This window comes from Mammaliicoccus sp. F-M27 (genome assembly GCF_022387115.1).
GTDB lineage: Bacteria > Bacillota > Bacilli > Staphylococcales > Staphylococcaceae > Mammaliicoccus > Mammaliicoccus vitulinus.
On record NZ_JAJNIE010000004.1, the window covers coordinates 79,843 to 101,501 of the forward strand.

General features: G+C 32.1%; 16 protein-coding genes. 3 read left to right on the plus strand and 13 right to left on the minus strand.

Going from position 1 to position 21,659, the window contains the following annotated elements; genetic code table 11:
* Positions 1-72 precede the first annotated feature (72 nt).
* The 7 genes from LQ598_RS06040 to LQ598_RS06070 form a co-directional block, all read right to left on the minus strand.
* Positions 73-1,200, minus strand: coding sequence for a DUF418 domain-containing protein (locus LQ598_RS06040; protein WP_126578747.1), 1,128 nt, complete (start codon positions 1,198-1,200; stop codon positions 73-75).
* The gene (gene addA / locus LQ598_RS06045; protein WP_107537180.1) at positions 1,200-4,841 is read right to left on the minus strand and encodes a helicase-exonuclease AddAB subunit AddA; all 3,642 of its coding nucleotides are present in this window, start codon (positions 4,839-4,841) and stop codon (positions 1,200-1,202) included. The genes LQ598_RS06040 and addA overlap by 1 nt, the downstream gene beginning before the upstream one ends.
* The gene (gene addB, locus LQ598_RS06050) at positions 4,838-8,311 is read right to left on the minus strand and encodes a helicase-exonuclease AddAB subunit AddB (RefSeq protein ID WP_239745357.1); all 3,474 of its coding nucleotides are present in this window, start codon (positions 8,309-8,311) and stop codon (positions 4,838-4,840) included. Before addB ends, addA begins: the two co-directional genes overlap by 4 nt.
* 97 nt (positions 8,312-8,408) lie before the next feature.
* Complete coding sequence (gene lepB / locus LQ598_RS06055) at positions 8,409-8,975, minus strand: signal peptidase I (RefSeq protein ID WP_107537178.1); 567 nt, start codon at positions 8,973-8,975, stop codon at positions 8,409-8,411.
* A gap of 19 nt (positions 8,976-8,994) precedes the next feature.
* Positions 8,995-9,525 (minus strand): signal peptidase I, encoded by a 531-nt coding sequence (gene lepB / locus LQ598_RS06060; protein WP_016912038.1) that lies wholly within the window; start codon positions 9,523-9,525, stop codon positions 8,995-8,997.
* A gap of 2 nt (positions 9,526-9,527) precedes the next feature.
* Entirely contained in the window at positions 9,528-10,136 is a 609-nt protein-coding gene (locus LQ598_RS06065; protein WP_103323087.1) for a TVP38/TMEM64 family protein, read from the minus strand.
* Between the two features lie 233 nt (positions 10,137-10,369).
* Positions 10,370-11,707 (minus strand): glucose-6-phosphate isomerase, encoded by a 1,338-nt coding sequence (locus tag LQ598_RS06070; protein WP_107556627.1) that lies wholly within the window; start codon positions 11,705-11,707, stop codon positions 10,370-10,372.
* 212 nt (positions 11,708-11,919) lie between these two features.
* On the opposite strand from LQ598_RS06070, the gene LQ598_RS06075 reads away from it, so the two are divergent.
* Positions 11,920-13,122 carry an argininosuccinate synthase gene (locus LQ598_RS06075; RefSeq protein WP_103323085.1) on the plus strand — a complete coding sequence of 401 codons (1,203 nt, stop codon included), beginning with the start codon at positions 11,920-11,922 and terminating at the stop codon, positions 13,120-13,122.
* Entirely contained in the window at positions 13,119-14,492 is a 1,374-nt protein-coding gene (argH, locus tag LQ598_RS06080; RefSeq protein ID WP_239745358.1) for an argininosuccinate lyase, read from the plus strand. The genes LQ598_RS06075 and argH overlap by 4 nt, the downstream gene beginning before the upstream one ends.
* A gap of 160 nt (positions 14,493-14,652) precedes the next feature.
* Here argH and LQ598_RS06085 read toward each other — a convergent pair whose 3' ends face one another.
* From LQ598_RS06085 to LQ598_RS06110, 6 genes are all read right to left on the minus strand, one after another.
* Complete coding sequence (locus LQ598_RS06085) at positions 14,653-15,897, minus strand: Glu/Leu/Phe/Val family dehydrogenase (protein ID WP_103323084.1); 1,245 nt, start codon at positions 15,895-15,897, stop codon at positions 14,653-14,655.
* A 108-nt stretch (positions 15,898-16,005) separates the two neighbouring features.
* Positions 16,006-17,196 carry an ornithine--oxo-acid transaminase gene (locus LQ598_RS06090; protein WP_016913097.1) on the minus strand — a complete coding sequence of 397 codons (1,191 nt, stop codon included), beginning with the start codon at positions 17,194-17,196 and terminating at the stop codon, positions 16,006-16,008.
* 70 nt (positions 17,197-17,266) lie between these two features.
* Entirely contained in the window at positions 17,267-18,811 is a 1,545-nt protein-coding gene (pruA, locus tag LQ598_RS06095) for an L-glutamate gamma-semialdehyde dehydrogenase (RefSeq protein ID WP_107536960.1), read from the minus strand.
* 308 nt (positions 18,812-19,119) lie between these two features.
* Positions 19,120-19,500 carry a S1 domain-containing post-transcriptional regulator Ygs gene (gene ygs, locus LQ598_RS06100; protein ID WP_016913258.1) on the minus strand — a complete coding sequence of 127 codons (381 nt, stop codon included), beginning with the start codon at positions 19,498-19,500 and terminating at the stop codon, positions 19,120-19,122.
* A 748-nt stretch (positions 19,501-20,248) separates the two neighbouring features.
* Positions 20,249-20,449, minus strand: a complete 201-nt coding sequence (locus tag LQ598_RS06105) for a hypothetical protein (RefSeq protein ID WP_016912796.1) — start codon at positions 20,447-20,449, stop codon at positions 20,249-20,251.
* 82 nt (positions 20,450-20,531) lie between these two features.
* Complete coding sequence (locus LQ598_RS06110) at positions 20,532-21,125, minus strand: peptidylprolyl isomerase (protein WP_016912795.1); 594 nt, start codon at positions 21,123-21,125, stop codon at positions 20,532-20,534.
* 76 nt (positions 21,126-21,201) lie between these two features.
* Here LQ598_RS06110 and kapB point away from each other — a divergent pair, with 76 nt between their 5' ends.
* On the plus strand, positions 21,202-21,579 hold the full coding sequence (kapB, locus tag LQ598_RS06115) for a sporulation phosphorelay system protein KapB (RefSeq protein WP_016912794.1): 378 nt from the start codon (positions 21,202-21,204) through the stop codon (positions 21,577-21,579).
* Positions 21,580-21,659: the final 80 nt, after the last annotated feature.

The following is a 21,659-nucleotide window of genomic DNA, read 5'->3' on the forward strand; positions in this document are numbered from 1 at the left end:
TTTGTCAGCTCCTTCTTGTTCTTATCGTTAATTATACCGAATTTTTTGATAAATCGCATTATTTTCAAACTTTTATTTTAAATATGTTACTTTTCTCCATAATTTTTCTAATGGACCTTGTTTAAATCTCTTTAAATATAAGTAACTCAGTAATAACTGCACTGCATAAATGACAATACTCATTGTGTATATCGTGAATACTGGCAACTTACCATAATAATTAAATCCAATACCATAAAAGATAATGATGCAAATCACACTTTGTGAGATATAAGTCGTTAAACTTAATTTCCCAATATATTGTAGTGGATTTAAAATTTTACGAGCTGTTGCACTTTCACATAAAAGGACAAAGAATATAATATAACTTAACGCAACAATTGGTCCGCCTACCATTTGGCTAATCAATTGAGAACTCATTGATCCTTCTAAAATGATTTGAATCATTTTAATTGCTAAACCTAATACAAATATAACCAATCCAATCACTGTATATAAATTTTTATGGTTGCGAATTTTATTTAACCAATTCGTTTGTTGAGCATAAATACCAAACAGCATAATTGGTAAAATACTAAATGGCCCTACAAATATAATGCTTGATATATTTAATCCGAAGTACTTCAGATTAAATCCAACAATAGATAAATAATCAGCACTGGCTAATATATTATTAACTCTTTCTAATTCTTGTATACCAACAAAATTTTCAACTTGTGTTACATCTTGTAATAAGACCACTGGCAAAATATATAACAGGATTAATATGCTAAAGCCAATGGATAGCGCGACTAACGAATATTGAGGTTTTAGTTTTACAAAGATTATCGCAATAAAACCTAATAATGCGTATGTTGCTAAAATATCACCGTAAAAAATAAATATACCGTGGATAACACCTAGCAATAACAAAAATGATAACCTTCTTATAATCATAGGATAATAGTCCAGTCCTTTTTCAATGCTGTTCTGGTACATCATAGATAAACCGTATCCAAATAGAAATGCAAATATTGGATAAAATGATGCCACTATAAAAAGTGAGCTTATTTTAAATAATGCACCATCTTGATGTTGAAAAAATTCGAATGGATTAATAATTTGATAAGGATATGCAAATGTTAAAATGTTCATCATTAAAATACCTAACAAACTAAATCCTCTCAAAGCATCAATACTAAATATTCTTTGTTTTGACATTATTGATTCTCCTTGATGTGTTTCGTGCCATATTGAAAGAAATATAAATACCCTTCAACTGGTTGTTGTAAAATGGTTTCTAAAGTATTTTTATAGTATTGCATTTGTACTTCATATTTCTGCTTCATTGTTTCTGCTACTTCGTCTTCAGTCTTACCTCTTCGTACAATAAACGCATCCGTTTTATAATCAATAAATGATACTTTATCCCCTTCAATAAATATACAGTCAATCATTCCTTGAATAATAGGTTTGTTGTCTGCTTCAGAAACTTCAAAAGATAAACCTTGATCAATATCATTTTGACCGACTACGAAAGGAACTTCTCTATACACTTTATCTGCTTTAACTAATCGTTTATATAAGTCTGAATTTACAAACACTTCTATAAGTGATAAATCTATATCTTCTAATGCATCATCAGGTAATATATCTTTGTCGATTAGTTCATTTACAAGTTCTTTTAACTGTTTCATATCTAATCCATCATTTTTTAAAGGTAGATGTTGCATCACTGCATGCATCAATGTCCCTATTTCAGCACTTTGCCTCTTCTTCTGATTAGATAAGAAATTTGGTCTATCATATGATTTTGTACCTAGCTGGTATTGCCTTACAATTTGATAATCTGTTCCCGCTTCTTCAGTCTCTCGCTGCCTCTTAATTTCTGATACCGATTGCTTAGCTGCTATATTTAATAATTTTTCGTTAGGGTATGTGTAAACCATTTGATTGTAAATATCATCTTTCTTATTGGACGGTTTATAATTTAATAATGTCTCAATTGTAGGCTGTTCATATGATATATCTTTTTCTTCAGATGTTTCTTCTTCTCTGATGATATTTATATTCAATGATTCATTTTGAGCTGAATTAAATGGAATTGCATGTGATAAGCCATGTGTTTTTGACTTCGTAAGTATCGTTGAAATGAGTTCAAATGCCGATTTAGCTTTCACTCTAAATTCTGAATCGATCATTTCATATTTATCTGCATTTACTAATCCTAAGTTTTCAACTGCTTTATCATTTTTAACACGCCCAACAAGATATAATCCTTCTTTAGCTCTTGTCAGTGCAACATAGATCAGTCTCATTTCTTCAGAAATCATTTCTGTTTCGTTAATATTTTTAAAGATAATAGATGACAACGTTGGATATGTTAATTCCTTATCTAGATTAAAATAAGATAAAGCCATTCCATATCGATTATTCAAAATAACATGGTTTCTCAAGTCTGCACGATTAAATTCTCTCGTAATACCTGAATATATAACAAAAGGAAATTCTAATCCTTTACTACTATGAATTGTCATCATACGAACGACATCATCATTCGGACCGATCACACTCTCTTGTCCAAAATCTTGACCACGTTCTATCAATTCATCTATGAATCTAATAAATTGAAAAATCCCTCTCAAACTTGATGCTTCAAATTGAATCGCTTTATTTAATAATCCGTATAAATTTTGTCTACGTTGAACGCCACCAGTAAGACCACTAAAATAAGAAACTAAATAGTAATCATTGTATAATTTATCTAGCAACTGCCAAACAGGAACTGATTTACTATAGGCTTGATAATCTTTCAATTGGTTTATGAACTGATTAAGTTTTTCCACAAGCTCTGTATTTGCTTCAGGATCAGCTAAATACTTATATATTGAATTGAGATAATAAATTTCTTGTGGCGCTTTATTTCTGATTTCTGCTAGCTCATCTTCTTTAAATTGGAAAGCGATGGAGCGCATTAATCCTACTAAATATTTATCTTGCAACGGATTGTCTATAACTCTTAAAAATGAAAGCATTAAACGAATTTCATTTTGTTCGAAATAGCCCTTTTTCGATTCGACATAAAATGGTATATTAGCGTCTTTAAATTGTTGCTGTAAATGCATTGCATTACTATAACTTCTTTCTAAAATAACAATATCTTTAAAAGTTGCTGGTCGATAACTTTTCGTTTTCCTGTCATATATACGCTTGTTATCAAGTATATATTGCACTTTATCAACAATACATTTCGCTTCTATTAGATTGTTATCCTCTTCTTCAAATGAATCTTGAACTAAAATATCCATTTCCAGTGGTGTATCTTGTTCGTCGTAATCAGCGCCATAATATAATTTCGCTTCATCGTTATACTCAATTTCACCTACAACTTCATCCATCATATGAGAGAATATATAATTCGTATTATTTAACACTTCTCTTCTTGATCTAAAGTTTTTAGATAAATCGATAACCTTACCTGATTCATTCTCAAATTGTTTGAAACGTTTATACTTTTCTATAAATAATTCAGGCTCTGCTTGTCTAAATTTATAAATAGACTGTTTCACATCACCAACCATAAATAAATTACCATTAAACTCTTCTCCACGTTTAATACTACTAATAATTGCTTCTTGTACTCTATTCGTATCTTGATATTCATCAACTAATATTTCATCGAAGTAATCTCTGTATTGCAACGCAATTTCTGACGGTTTACCTTCGTCATCAGTTAAAATATCTAAAGCTAAATGCTCATAATCTGAGAAGTCAATAATACGCTTATTCTGTTTTAAACTTCTGAAATACTTGATAATATCTTTCGTAATTTCAGCAATAACAGTAACTCTCGGCTGCATTTCTTGCATATCTTGAATTAAATCTTCTCTTTGTCGACTTAAATAGCCTTCTGCTAGCTCTTTTAAATGCGTAATATAGTCTTTATGATAATTTTTACCAAGCTCTAACATTTGCTCGTCGCCTTCATTTTCACTTTTAATTTTAGCGGTATTTGTCGGCAATTTTTTAAGCGCAACACCTGATTGTATAGATTCAAGCGATTTAGTCCCATCTAGAACTTGTTCTATCCAAATACGCTCACCTTCAAGATAAGTCATATGCTTATCAACTTCATTTAAATATTGATAGCAATCAATTGATTGGTAAAGCGCATTTTTTGCACTATCTAATTTCCGATTAATCAATTGATCCAGCATATTAAAATAAGGATGTTGCAAATCCAATTCTTTATATGGTTTATCTAAATCATCTAACCATCCAAATGGATTCGCATGCGCAATACTAAAACGGTATAAACGTTTCAATATATCTCTTAACGGTTCATCAGAACGGTCATTGGATAGATGTTCAACTATATCTAAAAATGGTTGTTCATTTTTCTCGTAATACATTTCTAGAACATCATCAATCGCTTGCTCTAACAGAACGATACCTTCAACTTCATTTGCGGTTCTAAAGTTTGGATCAATATCTATTTCGTCATAATGCGCTTTAATTAATGATAAGCAAAAACTATGCAGTGTAGATATTTGTGCTTGATGAATCTTTATTCTTTGAGATTTTAAATGTTCATCTTCTGGATGTTTCATACTTTCTTGTTGAATTGCTGCATTTACTCTCGCTTTCATTTCTCGAGCACTTGCATTCGTAAATGTCACAACGAGTAATCTATTCACATCTTGTTTATTACGCATGATCTTTTGAATAATACGCTCAACTAATACAGCAGTCTTCCCGCTTCCAGCAGCAGCTGCAACTAATATATCTCGTCCTTCAGTATAAATAGCTTTCCATTGATCATCTGTCCATTGTGCATCAACTGGCTTATTTGGTAATGTCATTCTTCTTCTTCCTCCTCTCTCAACATATTGATTAATTCATCTTTGCTTAATGTATGTTCAATTTCCCTATACTGATCAGTATCTGTAATTGGGTCAATGTGACAAACAGATTTATATTCACAAAATTGGCATGGCAATTTCTTTTGATATCTCATAGGTGACACTTCAGTATGTCCATCCATAATTTGTGTCGCCGTTCCAACAAAATTAGCTCTATTTTTCTCCATTAATTTAAAGAATAGATCTTCGTCTAATGCTTTGCTGTAACTGTATAAATCACCATTTTTCTTTCGAGCAACGGGAATCATATCTGACTTAACTTGTTTGGCTAATTTATCATCAAGTGCTTCTACAACTTCTGGATTTTTATTTACATAGCCATCCATTTTAAACTTTTCAATTGTATGTTGATAAATATCATCAGATTCTGGAATTTCACCCCAGCTTGTTGCTTTAATTTCTGGCTCATGAACATGGAAATATAAAAGTGCACCTGGTGATACGTCATCTTGTAAACTTAATATTGATTTGTTTTGAAGTACAACATCTAAGTATGTAAACATTTGCATTTGCATACCATACATAACTTTAGTTAAATCTAAGCTTGTTTCAGATGACTTATAGTCAATAATTGAAACATAGTCTTTTTCTTTCCCTTTATACACATCTAATCTATCTATTTGTCCTCTAATATTGATAGGTATTTGTCGTTTAGTAGTAAGAGGTGTCGTTTGCAATTGATGTTTAGATGTAGAACCGAAATTCAATTCAAATTGATAAGCTTTAAATTTGGAATGACCTGTTTGATATTTCATCGCTTCTAATGTGGATTTAAGAATATTTTGGATTCTTAATTTTAAATATCTATAATGCGCTGTTCGATGTAATACATCAAATTGAATTTTAGGTAAACTTTCATCAATTGCTTCATTTATTAATTTATTCATTGCTTGTGCAGATAACTTACTAAAGTCTCCGTTAACTTCATCTGAAATATATTTCAAAGTGTTGTGGAATATATTACCAATATCTACACTTTGAATTTGATATTTAGATCGCTCGTTTAATTTTAGTCCATGTGACACATAATGTTTAAATGGACATTGATTATATGTTTCAAATCTGGATACACTAGCATTTATTTTTTTACCATATAATTGTTCTGATACCTCTGTATTCAATTGCACTGTATCATTTTTATAAGTTAATGCAGACGTTAAAAATTGAATCGTATGGTCTAAATGATGTATTTCTTGAGCAGCATGATATGCATCTAACCATATATCATTAACGATTTCGTCATTAAGCCAATCGTTTAAATGTTCAAATATATGCATTTGACTTTGATGTTCATGTTCTAAAAGTTGAATCGGATTCTGTTCTATACTAGATTTAAGCGATAGAACTTCTAAGTTTGTAAATAACGATTGAATCGTATCGATGAATGGGCTCTTTTCTCTCACTTCGCCACCATCTGACATCAGACTGTATGTAAATACGACTTCTCTTTTCGCACGTGTCATCGCGATATAACATACAAAGGCTTCATCCATTTGTAAAATATCACTTGTCGGACTTAGTTCTAAACCACTTGATTCTGCCAATTCTTTTTTCTCATCATCCGTAAGTAAAAGCATTTGATTAGAAACACTAGGTAGAACGCCATCATTCATGCCAAGTAAAAATACTGTTTCTTTGTTATCAACTTTAGCTAAATCCATATTACCAACTGTAACTTCATCTAACGTTTGAGGAATCATAGAGAATTCTAATTCATCTAATCCACGATCAAGAATTTCTATATACTCATTTAATGATAAAGATACCTCGCCTAACACTTCTACAATATCATCAAGTATACGAATGGTGCCTTCCCATACTTGGTCTATTTGTTCAGCTTCTTCAAACTGACTCTTAATTTCTAACTCATCTCTCATCGTCATAAGATGCGTTGGCAATTCAAATTGCTCTATGACTTCGTATAATCTAACGGTAAAGTCTTCAACTGTCTTACTGTCTGATAAAGCATGATTCAACTTGTCAATTCTGCTAACTACATAATCTTTTAAAGCGATAACATTTTTTATCGTATGAATATCTTCTTCTACAAAAGTGTCTTCTTCTTTTCTTAATGATTTTTTTCCTAATTTCTCAAATGAATCAACCGTGAAAAATTCAGGATTCGTCCATCTTTTGCCAGAAATACCTCTTTCAAAAGCATAGTTTTCAAGTATATCTATTAAATGAGATGCATTTGGTATATGACTTGTTAATATACCCGTCTTCAACATTCTCATGACTGGTTCAAATCTCCAACCTGATTGAATGACTTCTAACATTGATCTCAAACATTCAATAAAAGGATGATACGCCATTTTCTTTTTAGCATCATGATTAAAAGCAATATTAAAATGTGGTAGCACTGTTTCAATTAATTGCTCATAACTCGGATCACGATAAAGAATCGCTATATCTTTAAATGACAAATTTTCTTCACGAGATAGTCTCAATATCTCTCTTGCCACATACTGAACTTCTTCTCTCATATTGGATGCTTCAATGATTTTTAAATGTTCACTATTTATTTTATTTGGTAATAATGCATCAAACTGACTTTCTAAATGTTTCAAATCTTCATTATTGTTAAATCTTTCCGCCTGACTAAAATGCTTGTGATGGATTGATATATTTAATGTATGCGCAATTTCTTCTATATGACTTAACGTTTCAGATGTCTTTCTAAATAAACTAAACGGATCTTTATCTCCATCTGTCGTTAAACCAACCGTTACAGACCTGCTATGTTTTACAAGTGCTTCAATCACTCGATATTCCAAAGTTGAAAAGTTATGGAAACCATCTATATAGATATCCGCTTGTTTTATATAATCTGAGTCTGGCATTTTTTCTATCAACTTATACAATACGTCTTCCGCTTGAACATATCGTCCTTCAAGTTGGCCTTCTAATGCTTTATATATTGTTTCAATATCACTTAATTTATCTTTCATTCTTTTAGGTATTTGTTCATTACTTTCAATATATGCCAAAATATCTTCAGGTTGTACATTATATTTTTTAAAATCTTTAATTTCATTCATCATTTTATGACTAAATCCATAATGTTGAATGGTAGATTGATATAAGTTTAATTGTTTTTTATGTGTATGCAATAAATGATACGTAAGCATTTCTAATGCTTCATCAGAAATTTGTTGTTCAATTAAGCCGCCTTCATCGCTTAGGACTCTCCAACTTAACCTTTCAAATCCAAATACTGATGTTCTAATACTTCCTTTTAATTTTGGATTTCGAACAAATGCTTGTTCATATTGGAACGTATTTTGGGTAGGTGTTAAAAATATAATGGGGTCACCTAACGGATTCTCTATCATACCTTCAGTCATCTGCTCAATCATTTGTCTTGTTTTCCCGGTGCCACTTCGTCCAGTCCATACATTTAGCTGCATTCCATTCGACCTCCCTCGCATTTTCATATGTATATATTTTAACATAAAAAGAACACCTCACTTAATGATTATAAGCGAGGTGTTTATGACATATATATTAATTTGTAGATGGGTCAAAATTATAATGGAATTGGCTAATCGGCCAGAATCTTAGTGCAACTTCACCGACAATGACATCTTCATTAATTAATCCAAACGAACGTCCATCTTTACTTACTTCACGATTATCACCTAATACAAGGTATTCACCTTTAGGTATTTTATTAACACCGTTAGAATTCACAAGATCTTTCACTTCAAAATTCTCAGTCAATAAATCACGTGATTTATTTGCTTTATTTTCTTTCAAATATTCTTCTGGTACTTTTTTATCATTAACATATAACTGATCATTTTCATATTTTACTGTATCGCCTGGCTTACCGATGACACGTTTTACATAATCATCATTTTCATTTGCATGAAATACGATAACATCTCCATTATCAATATTACCCACTTTATAGCCAATTTTATTGACGATTACTTTTTCACCGTTTTTTAAAGTTGGATGCATGGAGTCTCCTGAAACTGTGTAAGTTACAAATAAGAATTTCTGTATAAGCAAGACACATACAACTGCGACTGCAATTGCTATAAACCATTCAAATATTTCTTTTTTCAAAAATGCCACCTCATTATTATTATTTATCGAAATTCACATCTATTTGATTAAATGGATAATATCTTAAATTAACTTTACCAACAATATCTTGTTCATGAACAAAACCTATTTCTCGCGAGTCTCTACTATTACTACGATTATCCCCTAGGACTAAATACTCACCATTAGGGATGACATCACTTTTAGATCCTTGAATTGTTCTCGTACTAAAATCATCAGTTTTGATATCATTATTCAAATAACGCTCATTAACATGAGTACCATTAATATACAGTTTGTTATTTTTCATTTCAACTGTGTCGCCTGGTAATCCAATTACTCTTTTGATAAAATCAGCCTCTTTATTAGCATGAAAAACGATAACATCTCCATTGTTTATCTGTCCAATGTTTTTAACGAGTTTATTAACGATTAATCTATCTTCATCATGAAAAGTTGGTTCCATTGATTCTCCATCAACTATATAACCAATAAATAAAAACGTTCTCACTATAAATAATAATGCTAACGCTATTATTATTGCAATTAACCATTCGAATATTTTTTTCATCATTAACTCCTATTTTTTAAGCGCTTATCAAAATATTTTTCTAACCCTTTTCCAACTATCCATAGCACAAAGATAATCACGAATACTATTATACTCTTTTTAGGACTTGCAAAAAAGGAATTTATGTCTGCCCCAATGAAACTTAATATAAATATCATAATCGCTTTTGATAAAATCAACGCAATTAAATATACTTGCTTACTAATATTCGAGAAAGCACTAACCATATTCACCAATGCTCCAGGCGTAAATGGGAAGCATAGCAAAATAAACAGTGGTCCAAATCCATGTTCATCAATCCACTGAATAAACTTCACTACTTTTCGTTGTTCTACGATTTTTTTCATAAAAGGCTTTTTAGAAATTAATCTTAAAATTAAAAAGACAAGGTAACTTCCAGTAACAGTACCTATCCAAGAAATGATAAACCCTAAGAACAAACCATATGCATTCACATTTGCTATTACGAACAATATAATAGGTAAAAATGGTATAAACGCTTCAATAAATGGTAATAAAAATGCAATAAAAATCCCAAATGATCTAAATGTTTCAATCAATTCAATAATATTATCTTCACTGAACCAATTTATAAAGTCTTGAAATAACATGTAACGCAACTTCCTTCTTAAATTTATATTAATTATACCTATAAAATTGTAATTAGAAAAGTAAATTGACATCGTACAAAAGTTGTAGCTACATAATATTCCCCCGGGCGTCAGCACTTTATAAAATCAGAAATATAAAATCACCCAATCTGAAAATAATTTCATCAGATTGGGTGATTTATTTTAAGTTGGGATTTATGTCCAAACTCTTTTTATAGACAAATCATATGCTATTATAGTCTGTCTTCTAATTCTTTTTTCAAATCTTCAAATCCAGGTTTACCAAGTAATGCAAACATGTTTTGTTTATAAGCTTCTACACCAGGTTGGTTAAATGGATTAACGCCTAGTAAGTATCCACTCATAGCACAAGCTAATTCGAAGAAGTATACAACATAACCGAATGTATATGCATCTAATTGAGGTACTTTAACAATTAAGTTTGGTACGCCGCCATCTGTATGTGCTAAAAGTGTACCTTGGAATGCTTTCGTGTTAACATAATCGACTGTTTCGCCTGCTAAGAAGTTTAAGCCATCTAAATCATCTTTATCTTCTTCTATTGTAATGTCATGTTTAGGGCTCTCGACTTTAACAACTGTTTCAAATAAGAAACGACGTCCTTCTTGCACGTATTGTCCTAATGAATGAAGGTCTGATGTAAAGTTTGCACTTGAAGGATAAATACCTTTGAAGTCTTTACCTTCTGATTCACCGAATAGTTGTTTCCACCATTCACTGAAATATTGCAATGCTGGTTCGTAGTTAATTAACATTTCAGTTGAATAACCTTTTGCATAAAGAATGTTACGAATTGCTGCATATTGATATGCAATATTTTCGTCAAGTTCTGATGATGATAAATCTTCACGTGCTGCCGCTGCACCATTCATCATTTCTTGAATATCGATACCGCTTGCTGCAATTGGTAATAAACCTACAGCAGTTAATACTGAATATCTACCACCTACGTCATCTGGTACAACAAATGTTTCGTAGCCTTCTCCAGTAGATAAATCTTTTAAAGCACCTTTTTCTTTATCAGTAGTAGCAAAGATGCGATTTTTAGCTTCTTCTTTACCATATTTTTCTTCTAAAATTTTCTTGAAGATTCTGAACGCTACAGCTGGTTCAGTTGTAGTTCCAGATTTTGAAATAACATTAACAGAGAAATCTTTACCATCTATATATTCAATTAAATCATGTACATATGATGATGATAAGTGATGTCCTACAAATATAATTTGAGGATTTTCACCTTTTTCATAGTTAGCAAATGTTGAATTTAACATCTCTACAGCTGCGCGTGCACCTAAATAAGAACCACCAATTCCGATAACAAGCAATATTTCTGATTGTTCTTTAATACGTTTAGAAGCAGCTAAGATACGATCAAATTCTTCTTTATCATAATCAACAGGTAAATCAACCCATCCTAAATAGTCACTACCTGCTCCTGTTTTTTCATGTATAACATGATGTATATTTTTCACTAAATCACGAGATTGGTCTAATTCATGTTCACCGAAAAACGTTAATGCTTTTTTATAATCAAATTGAATATGTGACATAGTATCCTCCTATTTATTTCATACTTAATTTAAACAACGTCTTTATTTTACTCTAGTTTTCATAGCCTTTCAATTGAAATGCGATGATATGCTCCAATATGCATAAATATTTAAAATAACTATTGAAAATTCATAAACGATGTGATATTGTATGTTTATCGATTAAATATACAAGATATTAAATATTAATACAAAAAGAGGGGTTTTAATTTATGTCTAATAAAGTTGTTTTAGCTTACTCAGGTGGTCTAGATACAAGTGTTGCAGTAAAATGGTTAATTGAAAAAGGTTATACAGTCGTTGCATGTTGTTTAGATGTTGGCGAAGGAAAAGATTTAGAACTCGTACAACAAAAGGCATTCGATATGGGCGCAGAGCAATCATACGTAATTGATGCTACTAAAGAATTCAGTGAAGATTTTGTTGGTTATGCAATCAAAGGTAATACAATGTATGAAGGAACTTATCCTTTAGTATCAGCATTAAGTAGACCACTTATTTCAAAAAAATTAGTGGAAATCGCACAAGCTGAAGATGCAATAGCCATCGCTCACGGTTGTACAGGAAAAGGTAATGACCAAGTACGTTTTGAAGTAGCGATTAAAGCATTAGCACCTCATATTAAAGTACTTGCACCAGTTCGTGAATGGTCTTGGAGTCGTGAAGAAGAAATTGATTATGCAAAAAAACATAACATCCCTATTCCAATCAATTTAGACTCTCCTTATTCAATTGACCAAAACTTATGGGGTCGTAGTAATGAATGTGGTATTTTAGAAGATCCATTTGCTACACCACCAGAAGATGCATATGATTTAACTAAACCTATAGAAGAAACACCAGATACACCTGAAGAACTTGAACTTGTTTTTGAAAATGGATTACCTATTTCAATAAACAATAAGTCATATCCTTTAGATCAACTTATTTTAAAATTAAATGAAATTGCTGGTTTACATGGCATAGGAAGAATCGACCATGTTGAAAATCGTTTAGTTGGTATTAAATCTCGTGAAGTGTACGAAACACCTGGCGCTAAAGTCATTATGGAAGCACATAAAGCTTTAGAAACAATTACGTTAACAAAAGATGTTGCCCACTTTAAACCTGTTATTGAAAAACAATTGTCAGAACAAATATATAATGGTTTATGGTTCTCACCTTTAACAGATAGTTTAAAACAGTTTATTGATTCTACTCAAACTCAAGTAACAGGTACAGTTCGTGTTAAACTATTTAAAGGTAACGTTATCGTAAATGGACGTAAATCACCGTTTAGTTTATACAATGAAGAACTTGCAACATATACAAAAGAAGATGCATTCAATCAAGAAGCTGCAGTAGGCTTTATTGAAATCTTTGGTTTACCAACTAAAGTTAAAGCATTATTAGAAACAGAGGGTGTTTTAAAATGACAAAAAAAGCATGGGGTGGCAGATTCGAGTCTAACCCTGAATCATGGGTAGATGCATTTAATGCATCTATCCATTTTGATAAAAATTTGATTGACCAAGATATACAAGGCAGTATCGCACATGCAACAATGCTAGCAGAACAAAATATTATTCAAACAGATGAAGCTGAATTGATTATTCAAGGTTTGAAAGATATCCAAAAAGATTATTATGACCATAATTTAGAACTTTCAGAATCACTGGAAGATATACATCTTAACGTTGAGCATGCATTAATACAGAAGATTGGTCAGGTAGGTGGAAAGCTGCATACAGGTAGAAGTAGAAACGATCAAGTTGCAACAGATATGCATCTTTATACAAAACAACATGTTCAAGAAATTATTACTCTTGTTGAATCATTGCAAAAAGCGATTTTAAATATTGCTGATGAACATATTCATACCATTATGCCTGGCTACACACATCTTCAAAGAGCACAGCCTATATCATTTGCACATCATATTATGACTTATTTCTGGATGTTAGAGCGAGACAAGTCTAGATTTAATGATAGTATTAAAAGAATTGATATAAGTCCCCTTGGTGCAGCAGCATTGAGCGGTACAACACATCCTATCGATAGACACCGTACACAAGAACTTTTAGGTTTCGGTAGTTTGTATGAAAATAGTCTTGATGCAGTAAGCGACCGTGATTACATCGTTGAAACATTACAAAACATTTCATTAACAATGGTTCATTTATCAAGATTTGCAGAAGAAATTATCTTTTGGTCTACAGACGAAGCTAAATTCATCACTTTATCAGATAGTTTCTCAACAGGTTCTTCCATCATGCCTCAAAAGAAAAACCCTGATATGGCTGAATTAATTAGAGGTAAAGTTGGTAGAACTACTGGCCACTTAATGAGTATGTTAGTTACTTTAAAAGGCTTACCTTTAGCCTATAACAAAGATATGCAAGAAGATAAAGAAGGTTTGTTTGATGCCATTCATACCATTAAAGGATCTTTACGTATATTTGAAGGTATGATTACGACTATGCAAGTTAATAAAGAGCGTTTAAATGAAACTGTTCATAAAGACTTTTCAAATGCAACAGAACTTGCAGATTACTTAGTAGAACAAAATATACCATTTAGAGAAGCACATGAAATCGTTGGTAAAATTGTGCTATGGTGTATCCAAAATGGAAAATATTTATTAGATGTACCTTTAGAACAATATCGATCTTATAATGAAAAGATCGAATCAAATGTATACGATTATTTAAAACCAGAAAATTGTTTAAGCCGTAGAAAAAGTTATGGCTCTACTGGTCAAGAAGCAGTCCAACATCAAATTAATGTAGCAAAAGAACTGATATAATAATTAAACAACTTGGGACATTATTCCCTTTTTTAAAATAAATCACCCAATCCGTTAGATTCATTTCGGGTTGGGTGATTTTTATGTTGCTGATTTTCATAAGAAAAAGAGCAGAAATTCATTTTTAACAATGAATTTCTACTCTTTATTAGATTAGGACTTAAGCCCATCCTCTATATCTAGCAGCTTCAGCTGTACGTTTAATACCAACAATGTATGCTGCTAAACGCATATCTATTTTTCTGTTTTCAGCTAAGTTATAAATTGTATCAAAAGCTTTAACTAATTTTTCACGTAATTTTTCATTAACTTCTTCTTCAGTCCAATAATAACCTTGGTTATTTTGTACCCATTCGAAGTATGAAACCGTTACACCACCAGCACTTGCTAATACGTCTGGTACTATCAGGATACCACGTTCACTTAAAATCTTAGTAGCGCCCATTGTAGTTGGACCATTTGCTGCTTCAACAACAATTTCAGCTTTGATGTCATGTGCATTTTCTTCAGTAATTTGATTTGATATTGCTGCTGGGACAAGAATGTCACAGTCAATTTCAAATAATTCTTTATTTGAAATTGTATCATCAAATAAGTTCGTTACTGTTCCGAAGCTATCACGACGATCTAATAAATATTCGATATCTAAACCTTCAGGATCATGAAGTGCACCGTAAGCATCAGAGATACCTACAATTTTTGCTCCTTCATCATATAAGAATTTCGCTAAAAAGCTACCGGCATTACCGAATCCTTGTATAACGACTCTTGAACCTTTAATTGTTTTTCCACGTCTTTTAGCTGCTTGTTCAATTGCAATAACGACTCCTAATGCAGTAGAACGATCTCTACCTTGAGAACCACCTAATACAATCGGCTTACCAGTAATGAAACCAGGTGAATTAAATTCATCCATTTGACTATATTCGTCCATCATCCATGCCATAATTTGTGAGTTAGTAAATACGTCTGGTGCTGGAATATCTTTAGTCGGTCCTACTATTTGAGATATAGCACGAACATATCCACGAGATAATCTTTCAACTTCATGAATACTCATTTGTCGTGGGTCACAAACAATACCACCTTTACCGCCACCATATGGTAAATCTACAATTCCACATTTTAAAGTCATCCACATAGATAAAGCTGTTACTTCTTCAACATCAACATCAGGATGGAAACGAACGCCACCTTTTGTTGGACCAACTGCATCATTATGTTGGGCACGATACCCAGTAAATGTCTTAACAGTACCGTCATCCATTCTAACAGGTATACGGACTGTTAATAATCTCATTGGTTCCTTAATTAAATCATACATCCCCTCATCAAAGCCTAATTTATTAAGGGCTACACCAATAATTTCTTGTGTCGATGAAACTAAATTTAAATTTTCGCTCATGATCCTCTTCGCCTCTTTTTTAAATACTTTTAATCTCTAAATAATTGTAACATAATTGTTTATTTTTAAAAGGTCTTAAACGCTTTTTTGTAAACGGTATCAAAATTTTTATTTGAAAACAGACTTAACTTGATCGAGTGCCCAATCTAAATCTTCTTTTTCGATAATTAGAGGTGGTGCAAAACGGATAACTGTATCATGTGTTTCTTTACATAATAGACCTAATTCTTTTAGTTTTTCACAATAAGGTCTAGCATCTTCAGTCAACTCTACCCCAATAAATAATCCTTTACCTCTAACTTCTTTAATTGATGGATGATCAATTTTCTTCAATTCGTCTTTGAAATACGTACCAAGTTCTAAAGAACGCTCTGATAATTTTTCATCAACTAATACATCTAAAGCTGCATTTGATACTGCACATGCAAGTGGATTCCCACCGAAAGTAGAACCATGAGAACCTGGATTAAATACTTCTAATATTTCTTTATTTCCTACGATACAAGAAATTGGGAATACGCCTCCGCCTAATGCTTTACCAAGAATATACATATCTGGTTGAACATTATCCCAATCAGTAGCAAATAATTTACCTGTTCTTCCTAATCCTGCTTGAATTTCATCAGCGATAAATAGAACATTATTTTCATCACAAACTTCTCTTATTTGTTTTAAGTATCCATCTTCAGGTACATTGATACCCGCTTCGCCTTGAATAGGTTCAATTAATATTGCTGCTGTGTTAGGCGTAATAGCAGATTTGATTTGTTCAATGTCACCAAAATCAACTAGTTTAAACCCACCTAATAATGGACCATAACCTCTTTGGTACTCTTTTTCTGAAGACAGTGAAACTGCAGCCATCGTACGGCCGTGGAAGTTTCCATTCATCGCAATGATTTCAGCTTTATTATCTTCTACACCTTTAACTCCATATGCCCAACGTCTAGCAGCTTTAATAGCTGTTTCAACTGCTTCAGCACCTGTATTCATAGGCAATACCATGTCTTTATTCGCAAGTTTACATATTTTTTCATACCATGGACCTAATTGATCATTATGGAATGCGCGTGAAGTAAGTGTTACACGATCTGCTTGGTCTTTTAATGCTTGGATAATTTTCGGATGACGATGGCCTTGGTTAACAGCAGAATATGCTGATAACATATCTAAATAACGATTACCCTCTGGATCTTTTACCCAAATACCTTCTGCTTCTGAAATTACAATTGGTAATGGCAAATAGTTTGGAGCACCAAATGTATTTGTTTGTTCGATTATTTCTTGTGACTTTGTCATATTAAATCTCCTTCCATTAAAACAGTAGAGCAATAACGCGCTCTACTGTATTTTGATTATTCTAACAATATTATAACATTTCTGAAGTCGTACGTCCTTGTAGATGAAGAATTAAGTAATCCGGTCCACCTGCTTTTGAATCTGTACCAGACATCTTAAATCCGCCAAATGGTTGGTATCCAACGATAGCACCCGTACAACCTCTATTAAAGTATAAGTTACCTACTAAGAAGTTTTTGCGTGCTTGTTCCAGTTTTGAGCGATTATTTGAAATAACGCCACCAGTTAAACCATATTCAGTGTCATTTGCAAATTCAATAGCTTGATCGAAATCTTTAGCCTTACTGAAGCCAACAACTGGTCCAAAAATTTCTTCTTGCATCACTCTATCGTCATGCTTCAAATCAGCAATTACAGTTGGATTTACAAAATGACCTTTTTCTTCATCAGTAGTACCTCCTGCTACAACTCGACCTTCTTTTTTACCAATTTCTATATATTTTTTAATTTTATTTAATGAATTTTCATCGATAACTGGACCCATGTAATTTTCTTGATTAGTAGAATCACCCACTGTTAATTTTTCAGTACGCTCAACTACTTTATCTAGTAATTCATCGTAAATATCTTCAACAGCAATTACACGTGAACAAGCAGAACATTTTTGTCCTGAGAAACCGAATGCAGATTGCACAATTGAATCTGCAGCTAAATCTAAGTCACCTTCAGAATCAACAATGATTGTATCTTTACCGCCCATCTCGGCAATGACACGCTTAAGATGTGTTTGACCTTTTTGTACTTTCGCAGCTCTTTCATAAATAGATACACCAACATCACGAGATCCAGTGAATGAAATTAAACTAGTATCTTTATGATCAATTAAGAAGTCACCAATTTCACTTGATGAACCAGGTATATAGTTTACGACCCCTTTAGGTAAACCAGCCTCTTCAAGAACTTCCATAAATTTGTATGCAATAACAGGCGTCTTAGAAGAAGGTTTAAATAATACCGTATTACCTGTAACAACTGGTGCTACTGTTGTACCAGCCATGATAGCAAATGCAAAGTTCCATGGTGAAATGACAACACTAACGCCGATTGGTAAATAATTATATTTATTATATTCTCCAGGACGGCTCTCTACTTTTTTACCATCTTTTAATTCTAACATTTGGCGCGCATAGTACTCCATAAAGTCAATAGCTTCAGCCGTATCAGCATCTGCTTCTTTCCATGGTTTACCACCTTCTTTAGAAAGTAATGCTGAGAATTCATGTTTACGACGTCTAGTAATCGCAGCTGCTCTAAATAACACATCTGCACGGACGCTTGGATCAGTTTCTCTCCAAGTTTTAAAAGCATCTTTAGCAGCTTCCATTGCTTGTTCAGCATGTTCTTTGCTAGCTTTAGAAACTAAACCGACTGTTTCTTCAGTGTTTGAAGGGTTATAAGAACGCGTTTTATCTTCAGTGAAAATTCTTTCTCCTCCAACAATAATCGGATACTCTTTTCCTAAATATCCTTCAACAGTTTTAAGACCTTCTAAATAAGCAGCCTTATTCTCCTCTTTCGTAAAATCAGTAAATGGTTCGTGTTTGTATGGAATCATTAAAGTAAACCTCCCTAAGTTTATACGGGGCAAAAAAAGAAACCCCTTACATTCTTATAATGACACACTTTTATAGATTACTTCAAGATATTTTTCTACAAAATTTTAAGATAAAATTTAGTTGTAATATTACTATAAATAAATATACAGAAACGCGATTAAATCCTCATTTAATCGCGTTTGAATTCATGATATTTTTATCATTCATAGGAGATATTTTTTCTATATTATTAGCCCATTCACAAGTTTCACTATATCTATAGTTGCTCTCGGAAAATTAATAAACAAAAAGACGATTAAATTTATATTTAATCGTCTTCGAGATGCTTATTAGATTGATTAATCCATTTAGGCAACCTTTCTTCTAAAGGTTGAAACCCATATTTTTCTGTCTCTCGTATTTCGTCTAATACAGATCGCTTTTCTTTCTTACGCTCTTGTCTTTTGAAATACTCATTCTCTTTAAGTGATAAATTTAATTTACCGTCAGTTTCAACTTTAATCACTTTTGCTTTAACAACTTGACCAACTGTTAAAAATTGATTGAGGTTATGCACGTAATCATTCATCACTTCCGAAATATGAATGAGACCTTCCACATGTTCAGGGGTTTCAACAAAGGCGCCATATGGCTGAATGCCAGTCACTTTCACCTTTACAAACTGACCAACTTTATATTGTTTTCTCACTTTTAGAAAACCCCTTGTACTTATAGTTATTAACTCTTACATCATAGCATAGTTAATTTTAATTAACCATTAATTTGATATATAATTCTGAAAATAAAGCGCATAAATATAACGAATAGTCATGCCATATATTTTGAAAAGATATTAAAAAACATCTTGGGAGATTTACATCCCTGATTAACGTAAAAGAGCGTAAATTCTTCAAAAATAACAACTCATTTCTATCGGGGTCCTTCTATGTTGCTTGTTTAGCCAGTCTTGCAACTTTCAGACGTTCTATGTTGCTTGTTTAGTTAGTCTTGCAACTTTCAGACGTTCTATGTTGCTTGTTTGGTCAGTCTTGCAACTTACAAGCGTTCTATGTTGCTTGTTTGGTCAGTCTTGCAACATACAGGCATTCTATGTTGCTTGTTTGATCAGTCTTGCAAAATAGAACTTGTACTTAAAAGAACAAACAAAAAAAGATAAAGAAAAATGAATTTCCCCACGATTTTGTAAAGTGCTGACGCCCGGGGGAGTAGTATGCCGCGCGCGACTACAGGCTCGAACCATATTCATAAGGCAAGCATGCACTTTCAAAATCGTAAATTTCATAAAAAATAACAACTCATTTCTAGCTGAATAAATCAGTGAAATGAGTTGTTATTTATTTTGAGTAATGAAAATGCGTATATCTCTTGAAATGTCTTAGTTAGTTCAGAAGTATCTTCGATTTCAGAGACGTTGATATAAAGCGATATTGACCTCGTTACTTCTCACTTTTTTTCTCCTCTTGCTCTAAATGATCCATCACTTGTTTTTCAAATGATTTCATTTTCTCTTCGTCTTTTTTTGATTTTTTACGAAACATCATAAATACAATGTATGCCAAAATCATAAATAATAATAACGTAGCAACAGCAGGAATATATTCTAATTTATTATCTGGAAAATAAAGAAATTCCATCATAATCCGACCACTCCCCTAGCAACTAGATTATAACAAAGATTAAGTCGAATGAATTGATTTTTTATGACAATTGAATGTCGATTTATTTAATGATTTCAATTGTTTCGATTACAACATCTTCAACAGGTTTATCGTTAGCCCCTACTTTAACATTTGCAATCTCTTCTAAAATATCTTCACCTTCAACGATATGACCAAATACTGAATGTTTTTGATCTAACCAAGGTGTTCCACCTTTTTCTGCATAACGATCAACGATTTCTTCTGGCCATCCGCCATCTTTAAGTTGTGACAACATATTTGCTGGCACTTCTCTCATTTGAACAATGAAAAATTGAGATCCATTTGTATTAGGTCCAGCATTTGCCATTGATAATGCACCATATAAGTTGAATGCTTGTAATGAGAATTCATCTTCAAAAGCACTTCCATATATACTTTCTCCGCCCATACCTGTTCCTGTTGGGTCTCCACCTTGCACCATAAAGTCATTAATAACTCTATGGAAAATAATGCCATCATAATATTTTTTCTCAGCTAAACCGATAAAGTTTTCTACAGTTTTAGGTGCTAATTCAGGAAATAATTTGAAAGTCATATTACCTTTAGTCGTTTTGATTTCTACAACTCTTTCACCTTCAAGTATTTCATTTGTTAATTGAGGATAGTTTGTCATTTAAAATTCTCCATTCATGTTAAAATAATTACAATAGTGATATCATAACATAATTTAATAGAAAGGGGATATCAACATGTTATATCAATTTCCACATAAAACTGGTCAATATGTAGTAGAAGTAATTGAAGAAAAAGGTGATCAACTTCTTGTTAAAGTTGTAGCAGTTTTGAGACACCCTAGACAAGGGGATTTGCATAATCCTAATGAAGTTGAAAATGTATTTTTCCATGAAAGAAAAGCATTAAGTCAGTTTGAAAAAAGGTATACAACAGCTCAATTTTTAAAGCCTTATAATGAAGCAGCTCCAAAATACGTTGAATCATTAAAAACGGCGCTTTATGAGCTAGAAGACAAAATGGAGAAAAAAGATAATGCATACAGTGAACAAGCACTGAAATGTATCGAACAATTAAAAATAGATTATTCGAGACAATATAAGATGAATTTTTAAAGTTCACAAAAAAGATTCAAGAATTTTTTTACGTGTTTCTTCATATTTAAAAACAGCCTAAAAATTCTGAAATATTGTCT

Coding starts and splice junctions, on each gene's coding strand:
- addB (WP_239745357.1), bottom strand. CDS start 8,311: ATGCAGCTAAATGTATGGACTGGACGAAGTGGCACCGGGAAAACAAGA.
- argH (WP_239745358.1), top strand. CDS start 13,119: ATGACAAAAAAAGCATGGGGTGGCAGATTCGAGTCTAACCCTGAATCA.
- addA (WP_107537180.1), bottom strand. CDS start 4,841: ATGACATTACCAAATAAGCCAGTTGATGCACAATGGACAGATGATCAA.
- LQ598_RS06070 (WP_107556627.1), bottom strand. CDS start 11,707: ATGTCACATATTCAATTTGATTATAAAAAAGCATTAACGTTTTTCGGT.
- LQ598_RS06075 (WP_103323085.1), top strand. CDS start 11,920: ATGTCTAATAAAGTTGTTTTAGCTTACTCAGGTGGTCTAGATACAAGT.
- LQ598_RS06105 (WP_016912796.1), bottom strand. CDS start 20,449: ATGATGGAATTTCTTTATTTTCCAGATAATAAATTAGAATATATTCCT.
- LQ598_RS06065 (WP_103323087.1), bottom strand. CDS start 10,136: ATGTTATTTCAAGACTTTATAAATTGGTTCAGTGAAGATAATATTATT.
- LQ598_RS06110 (WP_016912795.1), bottom strand. CDS start 21,125: ATGACAAACTATCCTCAATTAACAAATGAAATACTTGAAGGTGAAAGA.
- LQ598_RS06090 (WP_016913097.1), bottom strand. CDS start 17,196: ATGACAAAGTCACAAGAAATAATCGAACAAACAAATACATTTGGTGCT.
- pruA (WP_107536960.1), bottom strand. CDS start 18,811: ATGATTCCATACAAACACGAACCATTTACTGATTTTACGAAAGAGGAG.
- LQ598_RS06040 (WP_126578747.1), bottom strand. CDS start 1,200: ATGTCAAAACAAAGAATATTTAGTATTGATGCTTTGAGAGGATTTAGT.
- kapB (WP_016912794.1), top strand. CDS start 21,202: ATGTTATATCAATTTCCACATAAAACTGGTCAATATGTAGTAGAAGTA.
- LQ598_RS06085 (WP_103323084.1), bottom strand. CDS start 15,897: ATGAGCGAAAATTTAAATTTAGTTTCATCGACACAAGAAATTATTGGT.
- lepB (WP_016912038.1), bottom strand. CDS start 9,525: ATGAAAAAAATATTCGAATGGTTAATTGCAATAATAATAGCGTTAGCA.